We start from the raw sequence: 18280 nt of genomic DNA, 5'->3' as shown, positions 1-18280 counted from the left end.
TAACAAATAATTTATAATTTACGCGTCTTACTGATAGAAACGCGATAAATCCCCTTGGCGCAACGACGATTTTTGGTGACGATTTGCATTTCGCATTTCTTCACGTAAAATTCGACGTAATTCTGAATCGGAAATTTCCTTTTCTGCCTGCACGGATTGAACCGCAGCATTCTTTTTCATATCAAATAACTTTTTTATTCCTGCCATGTTAATGCCCTGTTCAAGCATATCTTTGATTTCAAGAAGAGTATCGACATCATTTAATGAAAACATTCTTCTGTTACCTTCAGATCGGTGCGGCTGAATTAAATCGTGTTCTTCGTAATAGCGAATTTGACGAGCAGATAACTCAGTTAGTTGCATTACTGTACCAATTGGTAATAGCGGCATAGATCTTCTTAATTCACTAGATTTTTTATTTTCACTCATTTAATTCACCTCCCTTTGTCTTATAATACGCTCGGTTATTTATATTGTCAATGCAATGTTAGAAAAACTAACATTAAAGAGGGAATTTAATAAAAACCTACTAATATTTAGAAATTAACGATAAAAAACAGGAGACGAATGAACAATCTCCTGTCTTAAGTCATCTTCGTTTTTTTGTAACTTCGACTAAATTGAAAAATACATTTAAGAAGTTTAAGTATAAACCTAGGGCAATCGCAATCACTTCATTGTCCCTTGCAAAGGTCTTTCGGATATTATTTAAATCATAAACTGTGTAAATCGCAAATAATAATACAAATAAACCGGCAAGAATGAGAATGATGGTGCTACTAATTGGAATGAAGATATAAATAAATGCAAAGACCACAAAAACAATTAACACCGCAATCGCATAAATGGCCGTATCGGTAATTTCTGAAATTAACTTTAATCCTAAAAAGGCCAACAATAAAAAGATAATAACCGTGCCAATAAAGACAGATAAAACTAATGCTTTTCCGAGCCATCCAATGAACAGAGTAATGAGTAGGAAATGAAAAACACCCATAAAAAGTGGAATCACATAATACAAAATAACATTTGCCAGTTTAGTAAGGTAAATCAAAACAAGTAGTCCAATACAAACAATCGACAATGTCACAACCGTCCACATCGGCAAAATAATTGCAATTAATGCACCAATCACCGTTAAAATCCACATGACTGCAAAATGTTTCAATATGAGGTCGTAGTTCCGATTCCTACTTAACTGCCCCATACACAACCCCAATCTTATAGTTTTATTAATTACTATATTTCAATGACGTTGTGGTTATTAATAATTTTTCCAATATACTGTACGGTGATTTGATTATTTTCAACGACTAACTTTGTCACACTTGCACCATCTATTTCTTCAATGTTCCAAATTCGGTCACACTCTAAGCCGAGAACGTTGAGTAGTAACGCTCGAATCGCTACTGCATGGGTAATGAATAAAATTTTGCCCTCTTTATATTTATTGCTACAATCCATGAGCAAGTCGGTCATCCGCGCACTAACTTGCAAAAAAGATTCCCCACTATCTGGTTTGTAGCATTGTGGCTTGTTGCAATAAGCAAAATAACGATCATAGTCTTCTTCCCAAATGTCGGCAATTTTTCGCCCTTGCCAGCTTCCAAGATGAATTTCTCTTAATCGGTCATCAAGCTTGATTCTCGCTGTTTCTCCAACTAAAATATTTGCCGTCTCCACAGCTCTTTGTAGTGGACTTGAATAAACGGCATTAAATTTTATATGTTGTAACTCTTGTTGTAATGCTTTTACTTGATCCCGACCATTCTCCGTTAATTCTGAATTCAGCCAACCTTGAAGTCGTCCTTCTTTATTCCACTCTGTCTCTCCATGCCGTATAAAATACAATTCCACTCTACTCATGCCATCCTGCCAGAACTTCTGTGAACTTGTCCATTGCTACGTCATTTTTTATACCAATACGAAGCCACTTCCCATTCATGCCTTCATAGTTTTGCGTGTGACGAAGAACAATCCCTTGTTTTAAACAATGGAAGTAAAAGTTTTCAGTTTCTTCAGGATGTTGTAATTGGAAACATAAAAAATTGGCTGCACTGTTCGTTACCGTACAATGATGGGACTTTAGGAAATTTTGGATTCCGTTCTTTTTCGAGAGATTTTCTTGGATGCTTCGTAATCGAAATTCTTCATCTTTCAAACATTCCATTCCAATTGAAATGGCTAAATTATTGACATTCCAGTGAGGCAAACGATTTCGTATCGTACTCACTAAATGCGGTTGCCCAATTAAATAACCAAGCCGTATACCTGCAATTCCATACATTTTCGTCATGGATCGGACAACCGTTACATTTTTATGCGTTGAAACGAGGTCTATAGCGGAATGTTCTTCATCTGTCCAATCCATAAATGCTTCGTCAATTAAAAGAGAGCAACCAACCTTTTCACCATGCTTAATCAACTCTATAATAGTTTCCCTTTGTATCAATGCCCCAGTTGGATTATTTGGATTGCATAAATAAAGACAATCAGCAGCTTTCATATGAAGCTTGACTTCTTCTAAAGGTAAATGATAATTTACAAAATCCCCCACTGTAATATTTACGATTTCCGCCCCGGCAGCCTCGAGTGTCATTTTGTATTCTGAAAATGTTGGATGAATGAGTATCACTTTTTTCCCCTTATAGACTTGAGCATAAAAAGTTAGCAATTCTGCCCCGCCATTTCCTACAAGGATACATTCTGGTGTCACATTGTGTTTAGTTGCAATCATTGTCCGAAGAGGTTCTGCCAATGCATTTGGGTAAGATGTAATTTTAGCTAGTAAGTCTTGCCATAACATTTCAATTTGCTTCGGGAAGCCTAAAAAATTTACATTTTCACTTAAGTCATAAACGGTCTTTGGCATTTCTAGATTAAAATTTTTATAAAGTTGTTCATAATTCGCTCCATGGGAAGGAAATTGCAACAAAAACACCTCCTACAATGAACAAAAATAGCCATGATACGATGAACATTTGCGTGATGGCGTCTTTTATATGATTTTTTTGTAATGTTTGCTCTGGTAACCCCATATGCGCACGGAATGATGTAATGCCTTTATATGTATTGTACCCGCCTAATTGAATGCCCAGCTGATAAGCAGTAGCCGCTTCTAAATAGCCGCTATTCGGACTTGGATGTTTTTTCGCATCCACTAGCCAGCGTTTGAACCGTTCCACAAAATTTCTGTTCGTTTTATTTTTTGTAAATAATAGTAAAAATCCAGTGATGCGACTTGGAATAAAATTAGCAGCGTCATCTAGTCTCGCAGCAACTTTCCCAAATTCCATATACGTTTCATTTTTATAACCAATCATTGAATCTAATGTATTGATTGCTTTATACGCCCATAAACCGGTTGCTCCAAATAAAATTGCATAGAACAGTGGAGCCGTTACGCCATCGCTCGTGTTTTCTGAAACCGTTTCTACAACGCCGCGCACAATTTCTGGTTCATCTAAATGTTCTGTATCGCGTCCTACAATCCAAGACAGCTTCAAGCGTGCTTCATCTAAATCACATTTATCCAATGCATCATAAACTACCATTGCAGCTTCTTTTAAACTTTTTTGCGCAAGACCAATGGCAATCAAAATCATCTCTACAAAAAGTCCGACAAAAATATTCACTTTGTAAGACAGGGTTACGATGCAAAATGTGATGGTCGTTACTATCGCAATTACCAACAATGCAGTAAATGCACCTTTCATAATACGAAACCGTCCACTATTTAATATTTTCGAAAGCCATGCAATAAATGAACCAATCCACTTAATAGGATGAGGAAATTTGGGCGGGTCTCCTATGATTAGGTCGAGGAGTTGTCCCAAAATAACAGCAATCATATGCATTTACCTGTTCCCCTTTTTATATTCCAAAAAACTTTCGACGGAACAATTCATCGTGTCATATAACCCTTTTCCGATTAGTTTACCGAGTTTCGTAATTGACCCACCGTATGCATGTGCTTCTCCAGTTTGAGTTGAGGCAATACAAATACTATCCGTTGATGTCCCTGTTGCAATTGTCCCTGATTGTGGATCAAGTATCTGATGTTCAGCAAGAATTTTTGTTTTCACTTCCACAGCACCGCACAACGCTTGAATGAGTGCCTCATCTGTTAAGTAGCCGTTTATAAAAATAAACGTATTAATTGTGCCGACTCTCGGGGGATGGGCGTACTCATAAGAACGGGTAATATCTACCGCATTGCCAAGACCTGTAGTGACGAGGATGACTATCGACGTATCACCATCCTCATAAAAGCCAGTAAATGCAAACTTCATATCCACAGCCGTCATCATCGCCACAGTTTGTGGTAACGGATAGCCGCATTGTTGAATAAATTGCTGCATTTCTTCATGGGCATCCAGTGGGTTATAGCTGAGATCGACCGTACGATTCATAAAAACCTGGTATTCTCCATATCCCGGGTTGTGCATGGCCGAGCTAAAGGTTCTTAAGGGTTCTTTTGACTCGAGAACAATATATTCTCCGTAATTTTTTATATTTTCTAATGTTAGCATGTATGATCCTCGTTTTATTTGCTTTTTATTGAGAGTTATTTGCTTTTTGTTTAGATTTATTTGCTATTTTCCGCAACTTATTTGCTTTTACGCTTCCCGGATTTTCTGCACCGCACTACAAATCGCAAATTTCACGTGTTCATAAGTTAATCCACCTTGTACATAAGCAGTATATGGAGGACGAATTGGACCGTCTGCTGTTAATTCAATACTTGAACCTTGTACAAATGTTCCTGCAGCCATAATTACGTCATCTTCATACCCTGGCATATAGGCTGGAACCGGTGCAAAATGCGCATTAATTGGTGATGCAGCTTGGATTTCCTGACAAAACGCCACCATTTGCTCAGCTGTTTGGAAGGAAACCGATTGAATAAGATCCGTACGTTTAGCCTTGTAATGAGGGAACGTTTGCATCCCAATTTCTTCTAGCATTGCTGAGGTAAAAATCGCCCCCTTCAAACTTTGTGCCACTACATGAGGTGCAAGGAAAAATCCTTGGTAAAAATCGGCTAACGTATTTAAAGATGCTCCTGCTTCAGCACCAATTCCTGGTGACGTCATGCGATACGCACATTTCTCTACTAAATCCGCGCGCCCTGCAATATAGCCCCCAATTTTCGCTAATCCCCCTCCTGGATTTTTTATAAGAGACCCTGCCATTAAATCTGCCCCTACTTCAGTTGGTTCCATTGCTTCAACAAATTCTCCGTAGCAGTTATCAACAAAGATTACGACGTCTTGCTTTATTTCTCGAATTTTTTCACACATTACGCGGATTTCACTAATTGTAAATGATGGTCGTGTTGCATACCCTTTTGAACGTTGGATGGCTACCATTTTCGTAGAGTCAGTGATAGCAGCAAGAACCGCTTCCCAATCAATTGCTCGGTCTTCAATTAAGTCCACATGTTGGTAGCCAATGCCAAAGTCTTTTAAAGAGCCAGTGTCCTTTTCGCCCCCGTCTACAATGGATTGAAGTGTATCATATGGTTTACCTGTTATGTATACTAGTTCGTCACCTGGTCGTAATACACCAAAAAGGCTAAGAGTAATCGCATGAGTACCTGAAATAATTTGGCTTCGAACAATGGCTGCTTCTGCTCCGAACGTTTCAGCATACACTCGTTCTAAGTTATCACGGCCTTCATCGTCATATCCGTAGCCTGTTGAAGGATGTAAATGAAAGTCACTTACTTGATGTTTGCGAAATGCGGCTAACACTTTTTGTTGGTTGAAAAAAGCCATTTCGTCTACTTTTGAAGTATACGACTTAATTTTTTCTTCTACTTGATTTGCAAGTTGTATCGTTTCTTCTTTTATAGTTGAAATAAATGTCATTAATAATTGCTCCCTTATTTATCGTCCTTTACCATCTTATCAATTCTTATAGGCATTTCAACTATTTACAGTTATTTTAGAAATTGTACTATTAAAAAGATGTTTAATGGGTTCCGGCCAGGCAGTACATGAGAGCAAATAGAAAAATAAATGTTAAGGTTGCTCCTAATACATTTTGATTATGCGTGCTTTTTCCATTGTTTAAGTGCTTTAAAAATGTAGTGAAATTTAAAAACCATAAAACCCCAATTGTTGGTACGACAAGCAACATCATCACTAACATAAAGTTGACCCCCCAAAAATAAAAGGACTGATAATTACAAATTACCAATCCTTTTGTGTGCTTATTTAAATTCTAATTCTCCGTCGTAAGCCATCATTCCGCCTTCAAGATTGATCACTTGGAAGCCTTGTGATTCTAAATATTGGCATGCTTTTTCGCTACGAACGCCGCCTTTACATACTAGGATATATTCTTTTGAAGAATCCAGTTCGTTTGCGCGTTCTGGAATTGAACCTAGAGGAATGTGAACAGCGCCAGGAATCATTCCTTCTTCTACTTCAAAATCTTCGCGAACATCTACTATATTTAAATCTTCATTTGCATCTAACAAGTTAATTAGTTCTTCCGTTGTCATTGTTTTCATTAACAGAACCTCCAAAATTAATCTACACTGCCATTATAGAGAAAAAATAAAAAATCGGCTAGTATTTATCACTACGCCGATTAATTGATTATTGATTTACTTCATCTTCCGAACTTAGTGAAACATGTTTAGAAGGGACGAACGTGGAAATTGCATGCTTATAAATTAGGTGTTGTTTACCATCAGACTCTATTAGTACAGTAAAGTTATCATATGATTTTACTAAACCCTTAAGCTGAAAACCATTTAATAAAAATACAGTAACGAATAGATTGTTTTTGCGTAGGTTGTTAAGAAAAGTATCTTGTAAATTAATTGATTTCATGCCGTACACACCTCTTCTATTTTTCTTATATTGGAAGTATTCGGCAAAAGGAAATTAATTTCCTTCTTTATTTATAAAATTTTTTGAAAACGCTTCAATTTTTTCCCAATCATATCCAATCCACTGCACGTCCATTTTATTTCGGAAGTAGGTTAATTGTCTTTTTGCATAACGGCGCGAATTTTGCTTCAGCTGTTCAATTGCATCCTCTAACGACATGAGCCCATCAAAGTAGGCATATAACTCCTTATAGCCAATTGCTTGAACTGATTGCACATTGCGGATACCTCTGTCCCATAATGATTTCACTTCTTCCAAAAGACCTTTTTCCATCATTATGTCTACTCTTAAATTAATTCGTTCGTACAGCTTTTCCCGGTCCATATCCATGCCAATTATTAGGTGATTGTAAAGGGGTACATTTCCACGATTCAGTTCCTCTGTTGCCTTGGATACACCATGTAATTCCACTAATTCTAATGCACGAATAACACGACGAGTATTGTTTGGATGAATGGTACTTGCTGTTTCTGGGTCGAGTTTCGCAAGTCGCTCATGCATCGCTTCTGGCCCTATTTCCGCTAAATCATCGTAATATTTTTTTCGTGCCTTTTCGTCTACATCTTCTTTTGTAAATTGAAAATCATATAACACCGCTTGTACATACAAACCAGTGCCACCAACAATAATTGGCAGCTTGTTGCGTTGTTGGATTTCACGAATTTTCTCGCGGACTAATGTTTGATATTCTGCTACAGAGAAGCTTTCTGTTGGTTCTTTGAAATCAAGTAAATGATGAGGAATGCCTTCCATTTCTTCTTCTGTAACTTTTGCTGTCCCAATATCAAGCCCTTTGTAAATTTGCATTGAATCGCCGTTAATAATTTCACCGTTAAATTGTTTAGCCATTTTTATGCTTAATGCTGTTTTACCTGAAGCAGTCGGTCCTACTATGGCTACTACTTCAATTTCTTTTTCCGTCATTCTCTAACCACCGTGACACCACATGAAACACATGCTCTTTATTTTTTTCTTTTAAAATTTCATGGCGCATTCCTTCAAAAAGGTATACGACAATATTATTTAAGCCTAATTTTTTATATTGATTTGCAACTTTAAAAACGCCCGCACCTCGATTGCCAACTGGGTCTTCACTGCCACTAATCAAAAGTATTGGTAAATCTTTTTGAATGTTTTCCATTTCACTTTGACGATTAATCAAGAGCAAGCCGTCTGTTAAATCAACAAAAAATCGATTTGTTGGAACGAATCCGCAACTTGGGTCCTTGATATACGTTTCCACTTCTTCTTCATTACTACACAACCAATCAAAAGCCGTTTTGACATTGGAGATGTTTTTATTAAAACTACCAAAGCTCAATTCGCTCATGATTTTACTAAGTGTTGTCGGTCCTTGAACAAAGCAAAGGATTTTTGCAAGTGTATTGCCTATATTGTGAGTAAATGTGGTGCTACCTGTTCCACATAAAATGCATTTATCAACATCATTATAGAGTTGAATATAACGACGGGCAATAAAGGAACCCATACTATGCCCAAAAAGTATTGTTTTAAAATTTTGATCGAAGCGAAAAGATTGAACTAACTCATAAACGTCTTGCACTACTCGTTCAAAACCGTTTTGATCCGCAAAATAGCCAAGCCTTCCATTAAATTCCGCCGTTTTTCCATGACCACGATGATCGTGAACTGTCACAAAATAACCTTGCTCACATAAATTTACCGCAAACGCATCATAGCGGCCACCATGTTCTGCCATTCCATGTAAAATGTGAAAATTGCCAATTGGTTTGTTTTGCGGTTCATAAATGCGAACAAAAATTTCATGACCATCACTCATTGATAAAACTTTCGTTAGTTTTTTCAACTCTACCACGCACCTTTACATTGTTGCATCATCGATAAATTGCTCCAACTGCATCTGATAGAAAATTTTCTCACTCTCTGAATAACCGATTGTTTGACTCATAATTTCGATTATTTCATTTTTATAGTTTTGTACTAATTCTATATCGAAATAAAGATAACCTGTTCGGCGAATGAAAAAGTCACATGGCGTCATGACCATTTCAAAATAAATCGAGTATAAAAGTTCTGCATATAAGGTTATCGGAACATTTGATTCCTTACCATAGCGAATAAAATGAAAAACATCATCTACATTTGTTCCATATTTTTCGACTAATAGTTTCGCTTCATTATATGAAATTCCAAGTTGCTCTCCTTCTTTTGCTTTGTTTGCAACATAGTCATGGAAATTTACAGAATTTAACCCTTTTGCACCTGATAGCGACAAATATTTCGTGTTACTTTTTTGGCCATGTTTAAATTTATGTTTTTTAATAATTAAATCAACAATTGTTTCGGCCATTTGACGGTACCCTGTAAGCTTTCCACCTGCAATTGTTAAAAGGTCACTAGGAGAAGACCAAATTTCATCTTTCCGAGATATTTCAGAAGGATTTTTGCCGTCTTCAAAGATGAGTGGTCGAACGCCTGCCCAAGATGACTCAATATCTTTTTTCGCAATGTCGAGCTTTGGGAAAATAAAATGGATTGCATTTAGTAAGTACGTTACATCTTCCTCACTAGCAACGGGCTGAATCGGGTCATCAGCATAAAATGTATCCGTAGTCCCAACATAGGTTTTGCCCTCTCTTGGAATTGCAAATACCATTCGTCCATCGTCAGTATCAAAATATATCGCTTGTTGTAAAGGAAACTTTGATTGATCAAAAACAAGATGAATACCCTTTGTATGGCGAATTTGTTTGTTATTATGAACTTTATCCATTTTCCGGACATCATCTACCCAAGGACCGGTTGCATTAACAATTTGGTGAGCATGGATGGTGATCGACTTTCCGGAGATTTCATCACGTACGTTTGCTGCAACGATTTTTTTCTTTTTATATTCAAAGCCTGTAACACGTGCATAATTAATACAAACCGCTTTATATTCTACTGCCTTTTTTATTACTTCCATCGTAAGGCGAGCATCATCTGTTTTATATTCCACATAGTACCCCGCTCCTAGTAACCCGTCTTCTTTTAAAATCGGTACTTTTTGGAGGGTTTGTTTTTTCGTGAGCATTTTCCGGCGTTCATTTGGACGAACCCGTGCTAGTCGATCATAAAGGGCAAGAGCTGCACTTGTCGTCATTTTCCCTAATGTTCCTTCTTTATACAGAGGAAGCAACATCCACTCAGGTTTTGTGACATGAACCGCATTTTCATAGACAATTTCACGTTCACGACCAACTTCTGCTACAAGTCCTATTTCAAACTGTTTTAAGTAACGAAGCCCACCGTGTATCAATTTTGTGGAACGGCTAGATGTGCCTGCAGCAAAGTCTTGCATGTCAACTAAGGCAACGGACAGACCACGGGAAGCAGCATCTAACGCAATGCCAGCACCAGTTATTCCCCCACCAATGACGAGCACATCAAAGGTATAGTGGTTCAAAGTATTCAAAATTGTAGACCTTTGTTTATACGAAAACATAATGATTACCCCTTTTATTCATTTAGGTAAATCTACATAACACGTTTAAACATTTTTTCTACTTCATAAGAAGAAAAGTGAATCATGACCGGTCTTCCATGAGGACATGTGAAAGGATTGTCTGCTTTCTTTAAATCATCTAGTAGTGCTATCATTTGTTCCTTCGTTAAAAAATGGTTCGCTTTGATGGATTTTTTGCAGCTCATCATTATGGCAGCTTCTTCACGTAATTTTTTTACGTCGGTTTTTTTCGTTTTCAATACTTGCTCAATCAGTTCTTCGATAATTTCCTGTTCAAATCCTTTTGGAAACCACGTCGGATATTCGCGAACTACAAATGAAGATTGCCCAAAGTCTTCTAAAAATACGCCCACTTCCTGTAGTGAATGCAAATTTTCTTTTAAAATTAAGGCTTCATCGGCGGAATAATGAAATGTCAAAGGTAGCAATAATGTTTGACGTTCGTTAGGATTCACTTCGCCCACTTTTTCACGGAAATATTCATATTTTATTCGTTCCTGTGCTGCATGTTGATCAATTAGATAAAAACCATCTTCCATTTGCGCAACAATGTATGTGCCGTGAATTTGCCCAACAATTTCAAGTTGTGGGAAAGGCTCTTTTTTCTCTTGCAGGGTTGGCTCTTCTTCTATGACTACAGGTGTTGGCTCCTCAAACATTACCTCGTTATTTGGGATCTCTTGAAAAGCCGTTTCTTTTACAACAGAGTCATTTAACTTTTCTACAATCTCAACCATTTTTGTTTGATTAAACGTCGGGGCTGGGGCTGGTTTCCAAATATTCATTTGTTCACTCGGAACTTTTACCGGTTTTTCCTTTTTTTCTGCTAAAGGAACATGGATTGCGGATCGAATTGCGTTTCGAATCGCATTTTCTACTAAAGGTAATAATTCCTGCTCTTTACTTAACCGAATTTGCAATTTTGCCGGATGCACATTGACATCGGTTAAGTACGGATCCCCTTCGATATACATGACGACGATTGGGTAACGTTCAATTGGTAAATACGTGTGATAGGCATCTACTATAGCCTTTTGAACGAGATAATGTTTCACATAACGGCCATTTACAAAAATGGACATATAATTTTTAGAAGCCCGCGTTACTTCAGGTAAACTTGCAAAACCATGAATTTTATAATCTTTGGACTCCGCGCTAAAGGAAATCATCTTTTTGGCATTTTGTACACCATAAATTGCGGCAACGACTTGTTGAACATTTCCTCTTCCGTTCGTTTGTAAAAGTGTTCCACCATTATGTACTAATTTAAACGCAATTTCTGGATTACTTAATGCTAACCGATTCATATAGTCTATGGAATGCCCGAGTTCGGTTTGGATCGTTTTTAAATATTTTAATCTTGCAGGCGTATTAAAGAATAGTTGTGACACTGTTATATCTGTTCCTTTTCGAAAGGCGGTTGGTTTCATCGACACAACATGGCCGCCGTCAAGTTCGATTTCTAGTCCTGAATGTAGGCCATCTGAAGTTTTCAGCAGCACCTTTGAAACAGAAGCAATTGATGCTAATGCTTCACCGCGAAATCCGAGTGTTCGAATACGGAATAAATCTTGCTCTTTGGAAATTTTAGATGTTGCATGGCGAGAGAACGATTTTAATGCATCTTCCTCATCCATCCCACTTCCATTATCTGTTACTTGAATGGAGGTTAACCCTGCTTCTTCAAGGAAAACTTCAATGGATGTGCTTCCTGCATCAATGGCATTTTCGACAAGCTCTTTTACAACAGACGAAGGTCGCTCCACCACTTCACCTGCTGCAATTTTGTTCGATAACCATTCATCCATTATTTGAATTTTTCCCATGGTCAATTACCTCCTTTTTGTTTTGTCGAATTATTTCCCGGGTAATGTCGAACACCTATTTTTTACTTAAAAGCGTTTGTTGTAGTTCGTAAAGTACGTTGATGGCTTGGATTGGAGAAGTCCCCATAATATTCATTTTCTCTAGCTTCTCAAGGACCTCTTGTTCTGCACCTGATAGTTCTGCAGGTTGATTTACTTCTTCAAACAATGATAGTTGAAGATCGTCTTCAGCTACAGGGGTAGGCTCTTTTGACTCAAATTGTTCTAACAGTGTTTGAGCGCGTTCTATAATTGCATCTGGCATTTCTGCTAACTTCGCCACATGTACACCATAGCTTTTATCCGCTGCGCCTTCTCGAACTTTATGAAGGAAAACTACTTTTCCATCTTTTTCTGTCGCACTAACATGGACGTTTTTCAATTTCGCGAGTTGTTGTTCTAAAGCTGTTAACTCGTGATAGTGGGTAGAAAATAACGTGTTTGCGCCAATTTTATCATGAATATACTCCATCATAGATTGAGCTAAAGCCATACCGTCATAAGTCGATGTGCCCCGTCCAATTTCATCGAATAACAATAAACTTTTCTCTGTTGCATTTGTGATGGCATGTTGCGATTCTAGCATTTCCACCATAAAAGTAGATTGGCCCGCAACTAAATCATCTGCTGCACCAATTCGAGTGAAAATTTGGTCGATAATCGGAAGTTCTGCTTCTTCTGCAGGAACATAACACCCGATTTGGGCAAGCACCACAATTAATGCCACTTGTCGCATAAAAGTACTTTTACCTGACATGTTTGGTCCAGTGATTAACATCATATTTTTATCTTCTGTTAAAACACAATCGTTCGGTACATACATTTGTTTATTGAGCATTTTTTCAACTACTGGATGACGTCCATTGACAATTTTAAGCGCTCTTCCTTCATGGAATGTTGGTTTAATAAAACGATATTTTTCAGACACATGCGCAAAACTTATAAAAACATCAAGTTCGCTTATTTTTGATGCCAAAGCCTGTACACGAGGAATATATTCTTTTAATTGTTCACGAAGCTCTACGAAAAGATCATATTCTAGTGCTAAGCTTTGTTCTTCTGCGTTTAAAATGATTGCTTCTTTTTCTTTTAACTCTTCTGTGATATAACGTTCTGCATTTGCTAATGTTTGTTTTCGTTCATAGCGTGTTAAATCGGCATTGGCAACATTGGATTTTGTAATTTCAATATAATAACCAAATACTCGGTTGTATCCGATTTTCAAGTTTTTAATGCCTGTTATTTCTCGTTCTTTTTGCTCGAGTTGTGCAATCCAATCTTTCCCGTTTCGTGAGGCATAGCGCAATTCATCTAGTTTTTCGTTATATCCATCACGAATTACATCACCTTCCTTAATGGCAATGGGTGGATGATCTGTAATGGCACGAGACAACAGCTCTTCAATTTCAACACATTCATCAAGGGAGTTGCCTAATTGCATTAACGTCTCTTTTCCACTTTGCAGTAATTGACCTTTTATAAAAGGCACTTGGCGAAGGGATTCACGTAGCTGAGCTAAGTCACGACCTCCTACATTGCCAAACGCAACACGACCTGCTAAACGTTCCAAATCGTAAACTTTCTTTAATAATTCTTGTAATTCGTCGCGCACAAAAAATTCATCTAATAAATCTGTTACGATAGCAAGGCGTTGTTCGATTAGTGTTTGATTCGCTAATGGTTGGTGAAGCATTTGTTTTAGTTTGCGGCCTCCCATTGCTGTTACGGTTTCATCTAATAACCAAAGAAGTGTCCCTTTTTGGTCGCCCCCGCGAATGGATTGAAGCAGTTCAAGATTGCGTTTCGAGTTCGAATCGATCCGTAATAGTTGCTTCGTTTCAGTATATGTAAAGGGTTGGATATGGGAAAGTGACCGCATTTGTGTTCGTTCTACATATTGCAACAAGCTTCTAGCCACAGCATGTAAATTTTCCGGTAAATTTTCAATATACTGCCCCGACTTTTCGTTTGGCATTTCTTCTTTTTCAAGAGAAAGGACTAAACTTAAATGTTTTGCTGGTTCTTCTAATAAAATTTGCAGTTGTTCCGTTACAACTAATTCACGAATATTTAATGATATTAATTGTTGAAGAAGTGATTTAATTCCACCTTCAACAATGGTAGTATTGGCTTCACCTGTTGATACGTCTAAATAGGCTAGGGAGAAAATGTGCTCAGATAGTTGCTCTGCGCTTGCAATAAAATGGTTGGATTTCCCGTCAATCGTTTTTCCTTCCATTAAAGTACCAGGTGTAATGAGTTGGACAACTTCTCTTTTCACAACCCCTTTTGCTTGTTTTGGATCTTCTGTTTGCTCACAAATTGCCACTTTGTAGCCTTTAGACACAAGCGTTTCAATGTAATTTTGGGCAGAATGATGCGGCACACCACACATTGGGACACGGTCTTTGCTCCCTGCATCTCTACTAGTTAACGTAATTTCTAATATTTGTGATGCGTTCACGGCATCCTCGAAAAACAACTCATAGAAGTCGCCTAGTCTGTAGAAAAGAAATGCATCTTCATATTCAGATTTAATTGTTAAATATTGTTGCATCATTGGTGTGTATGTCGTCATTTTGGTGTTCCTCTCTAAACTACTTAATACCTTCCATTATAACAAAATTTCATGCTTAATTTGAGATTCATACAAATTCGAAAAGTAAAAAAAGAAGAGCGCCTATTAATCTACTAATCATTAGTAGATGGCGCTCTCACTTTATTATCGATGAAATGATGACGATTCGTCGCTTATATTACCATATTTTCCTTTTCCAAAATCCATTCCTGATGAAGAACTAGAACTTGATGAGCTTGAGCTTGAGCTAGAGCTTGATGAAGAAGAACTTTCATCATTGTCATCTTCGTCAAATCTCCATTCTTCTTCATACTCGATTGGATGTACAGATACAACCACTTTAGTTTCTCCGATTACTTCTACTAAGAAGTCGCGCTCAATCACAATGTTGAAGCATTCACCATTTTGTGTAATGATTGCCTCTACGCAATTCGGTTGTTGTAATACACGCACATGGCAATCATTTGTTTCGATTACATCTTCATCACGGTAATGCAATTTAATACGATCTTTGTAATGAACTGTTTCTGTATGCACTGCTGTTCTTGAATGATTATTGTACGCGTACCATACGTTTACATCGAATTTTCCAGATACCTCAACAAATTTGCCCACTTTTTTTGCACTGTAGTGGTGATTAATTACCCAGCAACCTAAAATGCTCGTTGGAACATTTGAAGGACGCAGAACCTCACTGCTCTCTGTTCTTTTCTTACCTTTCGCGACAACCGCTTTTGTCACTATTTGACGCAAACGTTTCAACGCTTTTCCTCCTTTACTTTCTAGTCGAACTATAGTATGCGGCTAGTGCCTAATTGGTGAAATGTCTCGGATTTGATTTTTTGATAAATTTTTTAGTAGAAAGCAAAAGTGTAATTTTTCGATGACTAACCGAATCCTTTCTGACTTCCCACTTATAGTATTACTGTTGGGCAAATTATGTTCCAATTTTTTCGTTCTCATTTTAGAAAGATGTTATAATGTAGGGGAATTTTCATCATTAAAGGGAGGATGCATATGACAGATCGTCAATTGTTAGAAACGTTAGTACAAGGCATAGAAAAACTGAATTACGAAATGTCACAGTTTAAAGCTGAATTGTCACAGGTAAAAACAGAAATGTCACAGGTAAATGCTCAACTTGATGAAAATACGCAAATAACAAAAGCCATTCTTCACCGCCAAGATGAAACGGATGCGAAACTCGACCAATTGGCAATGGACGTCCACAACCTACATGCTGAAGTCGCATCAACAAAAGAAGAAAGTGCCATCCATACTCAACGAATTGACCAGCTTTCTGAACTCGTACCAAGAATCGAGGCACTCGAATTAGACGTAAAAGTGATTAAGAAAGCAATCAGATAAAATAAAAACCCTCTACATTTGTAGAGGGCATTTTCATTATGAACAGCTTCCTGGTTTACTGTTTTGAACTTTTGAACCAGTTTCACCTTTTAATAAGTCGCCGCCAGTTGATTCAATGATTTCATTTGTAACTGTGTTAGCGATCGCATTAGATACTAATTGTAAAATGTTATTCACATCAGCTTGCGATTGTTTAAATTCTTGTACAATCGGCACAGCATCGATTTCTTCCTCAATTTTCGCAATTTTGCTTTCCACTAATTTTAATGCCTTTTCTTTACCAAGATGTTGGAAGTTCACAGCTTGTTTTTGTAACGTTTTTAAAGAAGCGATTTTTTCACGAACCATTTGATTTTCGTTAATTTGTGCTTCTGCTTTTTTGAAAAATTCAACTTCTTCTGTATTCGCAATCATATGTGCAATTTCTTTGGCTTTTGCTACGATTTCGTCTTTTGTATAAAGCTTTGTTGTCATTATACTTCCACCTCATGTCGATTTACGATTTCTACAAACTCACCGCGCAGTGAATAAGATTTCGCCTCGAGTATTTTTACTTTCACAATTTGGCCCACTAACTCTTGTGGCCCTGCAAAGTTTACTAATTTATTTCTTCGTGTGTATCCTGCTAATACGTCATCACGTTTTTTACTGCTACCTTCTACTAATACTTCCACAATTTCACCTTCATATTTTTTCAATGCTGCTGAAGAAAATTCTTCTACAACCGCATTCAATCGTTGAAGGCGTTCTTTTTTCACTTCAAGGGGAACGTTATCTTGCATTTTTGCAGCAGGTGTCCCTTCACGTGGAGAGTAAATATAAGTAAAGGCTGTTTCAAATCCTACTTCACGATATAGATCAATTGTTTCTTGGAATTGTTCTTCCGTTTCGTTTGGATAACCTACAATAATATCCGTTGTAAGGGCAACATCCGGAATCGCCGCTTTGATTTTGCGAACTAAATCTAGGAAATGTTCACGTGTATATTTACGAGCCATAATTTTTAAAATATCATTTGAGCCAGATTGCACTGGTAAATGAATATGTTCAACTAAGTTCCCTTTTTTCGCTAATACTTCAATTAAGTGATCATCAAAGTCGCGTGGGTGACTTGTTGTGAAACGAATACGCGGAATATCGATTTTGCGTAACTCGTCCATTAAATCGCCAAGACGGTACTCGATATCTGCAAAGTCTTTTCCGTAAGCATTAACGTTTTGGCCTAGTAGCATAATTTCTTGGTAGCCTTGTGCTGCTAAATCACGTACTTCTTGAATAATTTCATCAGGACGACGACTACGCTCTTTCCCACGAGTGTAAGGAACGATACAGTATGTACAGAATTTATCACAACCGTACATAATGTTTACCCATGCTTTAATGGCACCATTTCGTTGTTTTGGAAGACTTTCAATAACGTCCCCTTCTTTTGACCAAACTTCAATGACCATTTCTTTTGACATGTACGCTTCTTTTAAGATGTGCGGTAAACGATGAATATTGTGTGTACCGAACACCATATCCACATGTTGGTATGTTGTTAAAATTTTATTGACAACCGACTCTTCTTGCGACATACAGCCACAAACGCCGATTAACATTTCAGGATTTTTACGTTTATATTTTACTAGGAATCCTAATTCACCGAATACTTTATTTTCTGCATTTTCACGAATCGCACATGTATTTAATAACACCACATCTGCTTCTTCAATTAAGTGAGTTGGTTCATAGCCAAGTTGTGTGAAGATTCCAGCCATGACTTCAGAATCGTGTTCATTCATTTGACAACCGTACGTACGTATATAAAATTTACGCCCTTGACCCATTCCTAGGAATTCTTCATCAATTGCGAAATCTTTATGATATTTTACTTCTTCTTTCCCGCGTTTTTTCGCATCTTTTAAAGAAGGAGCTGCTGTAACTACTCGTTCAAAATAACTGCTATAATCTTTTTCAGGTTTTGGTTGTTTCACTTGTTGACTAGCTAGTCGTTGTTCCTCATTCATTGAAATCCAGAAACTCCTTTCAAGATTGGTTTCGTACATTCGAATCCCATTTTAATATTATAACGAAT

The 18280-nt window shown here is 37.3% G+C and carries 19 protein-coding genes; 1 reads left to right on the top strand and 18 read right to left on the bottom strand.

All coding sequences use genetic code 11. The features are described 5' to 3' along the window. Positions 1-27 precede the first annotated feature (27 nt). The 16 genes from CRO00_RS03505 to cotE all read right to left on the bottom strand — a co-directional run bounded on the left by CRO00_RS03505 (position 28) and on the right by cotE (position 15597). A complete protein-coding gene (locus CRO00_RS03505) occupies positions 28-429 on the bottom strand; it encodes a MerR family transcriptional regulator (protein WP_097072252.1) in 402 nt (133 codons plus the stop codon). 160 nt (positions 430-589) lie between these two features. Continuing rightward, positions 590-1168, bottom strand: a complete 579-nt coding sequence (locus CRO00_RS03500) for a Bax inhibitor-1 family protein (RefSeq protein ID WP_161946601.1) — start codon at positions 1166-1168, stop codon at positions 590-592. Between the two features lie 71 nt (positions 1169-1239). Further along, a complete protein-coding gene (locus CRO00_RS03495) occupies positions 1240-1866 on the bottom strand; it encodes a histidine phosphatase family protein (protein ID WP_097072250.1) in 627 nt (208 codons plus the stop codon). Continuing rightward, positions 1859-2932 carry a pyridoxal phosphate-dependent aminotransferase gene (locus tag CRO00_RS03490; protein ID WP_097072249.1) on the bottom strand — a complete coding sequence of 358 codons (1074 nt, stop codon included), beginning with the start codon at positions 2930-2932 and terminating at the stop codon, positions 1859-1861. The genes CRO00_RS03495 and CRO00_RS03490 overlap by 8 nt, the downstream gene beginning before the upstream one ends. Then, entirely contained in the window at positions 2901-3857 is a 957-nt protein-coding gene (cbiB, locus tag CRO00_RS03485; RefSeq protein ID WP_097072248.1) for an adenosylcobinamide-phosphate synthase CbiB, read from the bottom strand. The genes CRO00_RS03490 and cbiB overlap by 32 nt, the downstream gene beginning before the upstream one ends. Continuing rightward, a complete protein-coding gene (locus CRO00_RS03480; protein ID WP_097072247.1) occupies positions 3858-4532 on the bottom strand; it encodes an adenosylcobinamide amidohydrolase in 675 nt (224 codons plus the stop codon). Between the two features lie 87 nt (positions 4533-4619). Beyond that, positions 4620-5873, bottom strand: coding sequence for a methionine gamma-lyase family protein (locus CRO00_RS03475; protein WP_097072246.1), 1254 nt, complete (start codon positions 5871-5873; stop codon positions 4620-4622). Between the two features lie 103 nt (positions 5874-5976). Continuing rightward, positions 5977-6156: a hypothetical protein gene (locus CRO00_RS03470; protein ID WP_097072245.1), complete on the bottom strand. Its 180-nt coding sequence runs from the start codon at positions 6154-6156 to the stop codon at positions 5977-5979. 61 nt (positions 6157-6217) lie between these two features. Further along, positions 6218-6520 (bottom strand): rhodanese-like domain-containing protein, encoded by a 303-nt coding sequence (locus tag CRO00_RS03465; protein ID WP_097072244.1) that lies wholly within the window; start codon positions 6518-6520, stop codon positions 6218-6220. Positions 6521-6608: 88 nt separating this feature from the next. Then, a complete protein-coding gene (gene hfq / locus CRO00_RS03460; RefSeq protein ID WP_097072243.1) occupies positions 6609-6845 on the bottom strand; it encodes an RNA chaperone Hfq in 237 nt (78 codons plus the stop codon). 54 nt (positions 6846-6899) lie between these two features. After that, positions 6900-7829, bottom strand: coding sequence for a tRNA (adenosine(37)-N6)-dimethylallyltransferase MiaA (miaA, locus tag CRO00_RS03455; RefSeq protein WP_097072242.1), 930 nt, complete (start codon positions 7827-7829; stop codon positions 6900-6902). Next, a complete protein-coding gene (locus CRO00_RS03450; RefSeq protein WP_237658305.1) occupies positions 7810-8733 on the bottom strand; it encodes an alpha/beta fold hydrolase in 924 nt (307 codons plus the stop codon). Before CRO00_RS03450 ends, miaA begins: the two co-directional genes overlap by 20 nt. Positions 8734-8748: 15 nt before the next feature. Further along, complete coding sequence (locus CRO00_RS03445; RefSeq protein WP_097072241.1) at positions 8749-10371, bottom strand: glycerol-3-phosphate dehydrogenase/oxidase; 1623 nt, start codon at positions 10369-10371, stop codon at positions 8749-8751. A 32-nt stretch (positions 10372-10403) separates the two neighbouring features. Continuing rightward, positions 10404-12218, bottom strand: coding sequence for a DNA mismatch repair endonuclease MutL (mutL, locus tag CRO00_RS03440; protein ID WP_097072240.1), 1815 nt, complete (start codon positions 12216-12218; stop codon positions 10404-10406). Between the two features lie 55 nt (positions 12219-12273). Continuing rightward, entirely contained in the window at positions 12274-14835 is a 2562-nt protein-coding gene (gene mutS, locus CRO00_RS03435) for a DNA mismatch repair protein MutS (protein ID WP_097072239.1), read from the bottom strand. Between the two features lie 144 nt (positions 14836-14979). Then, positions 14980-15597 (bottom strand): outer spore coat protein CotE, encoded by a 618-nt coding sequence (gene cotE, locus CRO00_RS03430; RefSeq protein ID WP_097072238.1) that lies wholly within the window; start codon positions 15595-15597, stop codon positions 14980-14982. A gap of 255 nt (positions 15598-15852) precedes the next feature. Here cotE and CRO00_RS03425 point away from each other — a divergent pair, with 255 nt between their 5' ends. Continuing rightward, on the top strand, positions 15853-16203 hold the full coding sequence (locus CRO00_RS03425) for a hypothetical protein (RefSeq protein WP_097072237.1): 351 nt from the start codon (positions 15853-15855) through the stop codon (positions 16201-16203). A 36-nt stretch (positions 16204-16239) separates the two neighbouring features. Here the strand turns inward: CRO00_RS03425 and CRO00_RS03420 are convergent, their stop codons facing one another. Next, positions 16240-16677: a YlbF/YmcA family competence regulator gene (locus CRO00_RS03420; RefSeq protein WP_097072236.1), complete on the bottom strand. Its 438-nt coding sequence runs from the start codon at positions 16675-16677 to the stop codon at positions 16240-16242. Next, complete coding sequence (miaB, locus tag CRO00_RS03415) at positions 16677-18212, bottom strand: tRNA (N6-isopentenyl adenosine(37)-C2)-methylthiotransferase MiaB (RefSeq protein ID WP_097072235.1); 1536 nt, start codon at positions 18210-18212, stop codon at positions 16677-16679. Before miaB ends, CRO00_RS03420 begins: the two co-directional genes overlap by 1 nt. Positions 18213-18280 lie beyond the last annotated feature (68 nt).

Origin of the sequence: Ureibacillus xyleni, from assembly GCF_900217795.1 — a bacterium.
Taxonomy (GTDB): domain Bacteria; phylum Bacillota; class Bacilli; order Bacillales_A; family Planococcaceae; genus Ureibacillus; species Ureibacillus xyleni.
The sequence above is the reverse complement of the archived record's forward strand: the minus strand, read 5'-3'. Positions and strand labels throughout refer to the sequence as shown.